Source organism: Mesorhizobium sp. M2A.F.Ca.ET.042.01.1.1, from assembly GCF_003997405.1.
Classification (GTDB): Bacteria; Pseudomonadota; Alphaproteobacteria; order Rhizobiales; family Rhizobiaceae; genus Mesorhizobium.
This window is the reverse complement of the sequence record NZ_RZRX01000476.1, coordinates 1-2,337: the sequence shown is the minus strand read 5'-3', so window position 1 is coordinate 2,337 and position 2,337 is coordinate 1. Positions and strand designations below refer to the sequence as shown.

The following is a 2,337-nucleotide window of genomic DNA, read 5'->3' as shown; positions in this document are numbered from 1 at the left end:
ATCTTCGAGCGCACCTCCTCACTGCTGCGTCCCTCGATGGACAGCGGCCTGAAGCTCACCTTCGCCAAGCCCGGCATCAAGGGCAAGGAAGTCCAGATCGCCCAGGCCTTCCATCTGCGCGAGGACAAGAAGCCGGATCCGGATCTGCCGGCAGCGCTCGTCGCCCTCGTCAACAACAACAAGCCGGACATCCTCGCCACCGCCTATGCCCAGTCCGCGCCCGACTATGCCAAGGCCTCGCCCTTCGAGGCGCTGCTGCAGGACGATCCGAACGACGGCCGCTTCATCCCGCCGATGGGCAAGGGCGACCATGCCTGGCTGCAGAACCCGCTGCCGGCCAGCGTCTTTTCCAAGCCCGAGCAGGCCTGCCTTGCCAAAGGCATCTATTTCGAGGCGCGCAGCGAGCCGGTGCGCGGCCAGGCGGCGGTCGCCCAGGTGATCCTGAACCGCGTCCGCAACCCGGCCTATCCGAAGACGATCTGCGGCGTCGTCTACCAGAACGACGACTGGTTCAACCGCTGCCAGTTCTCCTTCGCCTGCGACGGCAGGAAGAAGACCATCACCGACCAGGCTTCCTACAAGACCGCCCAGGAGGTCGCCATGGCGGTGACCGCCGGCAAGATCTTCATTCCCGAGGTCGGCTCGTCGACGCATTACTACGCCAACTACGTCCATCCCGGCTGGGCGCGTGCCATGCAGCGCATGACCAGGATCGGCCTGCACATCTTCTACCGCACCTATGGCGGCGGCTGGAGCTGAGCCGATTGGGCGGCTCGAGCCGAGCCGCCTAAACGACGCCCCCGGCTGTCCTTCTTTCGGCGCCCGGCAAGCCCCGGCGAACGCGGCTTGCCGCCAGGATTCGCGCCGTCACCTCACGCGGGCGTGAAGGGCACGATGTCGCACCTCGATAAATCGTTGTTTTAACAGCGAAAAATACATCGCTTGGAAGTTCGGCCCGTGGCTTGACGGGCGCGGACCCTCTAACTATGTTGCCGGCGACTTTAGAAGCGGACGGACGGCAATCGTCTGCCCGGGCAGGGGGGTTGCGATGGCCGACAAAACCGGGCCAGACGGAACCGGAGAAACCGGCCGCGGCAGGCAGCCAGAAGCCACCATCCGCGACGACGAACTTGAGCGCCGCCGGCGCGATCTCGAAGCATCGCTTGCGACGAGGCGCACGGACCGGCTCGAGGGGAAAGACGAAGCGAAAGCTGCGGCCGGTTACGGTCAGGCGCTGAAACTGTCCAGCGAGTTCATCGCCGGAGTGGTGGTCGGTGTTGGCTTGGGCTGGATCATCGACCGCCTGGCGGGAACAGCGCCTTGGGGTCTGATCGTGGGCCTGTTGCTTGGCTTTGGCGCCGGTATACTCAATGTCCTGCGTTCGGCGGGGCTTGCACCGGAATTCGGTCAGGGCGGCAAGCCGCGCGAGCCGAAAGAATGAAGTGGGCGCCCCTGGGCGCTGAAGTGAACTTAAGAAGCCGATTGTGGCTTTGACGGGGATTTAAAGTGGCTGCTGCTGACAAGGTCGATCCGATCCACCAGTTCCAGATCCATCCGATCATCCCGCTGCATATCGGCGGCTACGACGTCTCGTTCACCAACTCCTCCCTGTTCATGGTTGTCACGATCGTGCTGGCTTCGGCTTTCCTCTATTGGAGCACGGCCAGCCGCGCCTTGATCCCGGGGCGGCTGCAGTCGGTCTCCGAAATGGCCTATGAGTTCGTCGGCAACATGCTGCGCGATGCCGCCGGCAAGCAGGGCATGCAGTTCTTTCCGCTGGTGTTCTCGCTGTTCATGTTCGTGCTGGTCGCCAATCTGATCGGCCTGTTCCCCTATTTCTTCACCGTCACCAGCCACATCATCGTCACCTTCACGCTGGCGATCCTGGTCATCGGCACGGTCGTCGTCTACGGCTTCGCCAAGCACGGTTTGGGCTTCCTCAAGCTGTTCGTGCCGCATGGCGTGCCGGGTCTTCTTCTGCCGCTGGTGGTGGCGATCGAAGTCATTTCCTTCGTCTCGCGTCCTGTCAGCCTCTCGGTTCGTCTTTTCGCCAACATGCTGGCCGGCCACATCACGCTGAAAGTGTTCTCGGGCTTCGTCGTCAGCCTCAGCGCGCTCGGCGCCGTCGGCATCGCCGGCTCGGTCCTGCCGCTCGCCATGGCGGTCGCATTGACCGCCCTCGAGCTGCTGGTCGCCTTCCTGCAGGCCTACGTCTTCGCGGTGCTTACCTGCATGTATCTGAACGACGCGCTGCACCCGAGCCACTGATTTTCACCGGCGCCCCGGCGGCGCCCATGCCGATGCAGGCGATACCAGCGCCGATAGCAGCTGCTGCAG

3 protein-coding genes are annotated in these 2,337 nt (G+C 63.8%); all 3 read left to right on the top strand.

Annotated elements, in window-relative coordinates; genetic code table 11:
* Nucleotides 1-759 (top strand): cell wall hydrolase (locus EOA23_RS33895; protein ID WP_145966580.1); only part of this gene is annotated, 759 nt, incomplete at its 5' end.
* A gap of 289 nt (nucleotides 760-1,048) precedes the next feature.
* Nucleotides 1,049-1,441 (top strand): AtpZ/AtpI family protein, encoded by a 393-nt coding sequence (locus tag EOA23_RS33890; protein ID WP_126078616.1) that lies wholly within the window; start codon nucleotides 1,049-1,051, stop codon nucleotides 1,439-1,441.
* A gap of 65 nt (nucleotides 1,442-1,506) precedes the next feature.
* The gene (locus EOA23_RS33885; protein WP_042641416.1) at nucleotides 1,507-2,268 is read left to right on the top strand and encodes a F0F1 ATP synthase subunit A; all 762 of its coding nucleotides are present in this window, start codon (nucleotides 1,507-1,509) and stop codon (nucleotides 2,266-2,268) included.
* Nucleotides 2,269-2,337 lie beyond the last annotated feature (69 nt).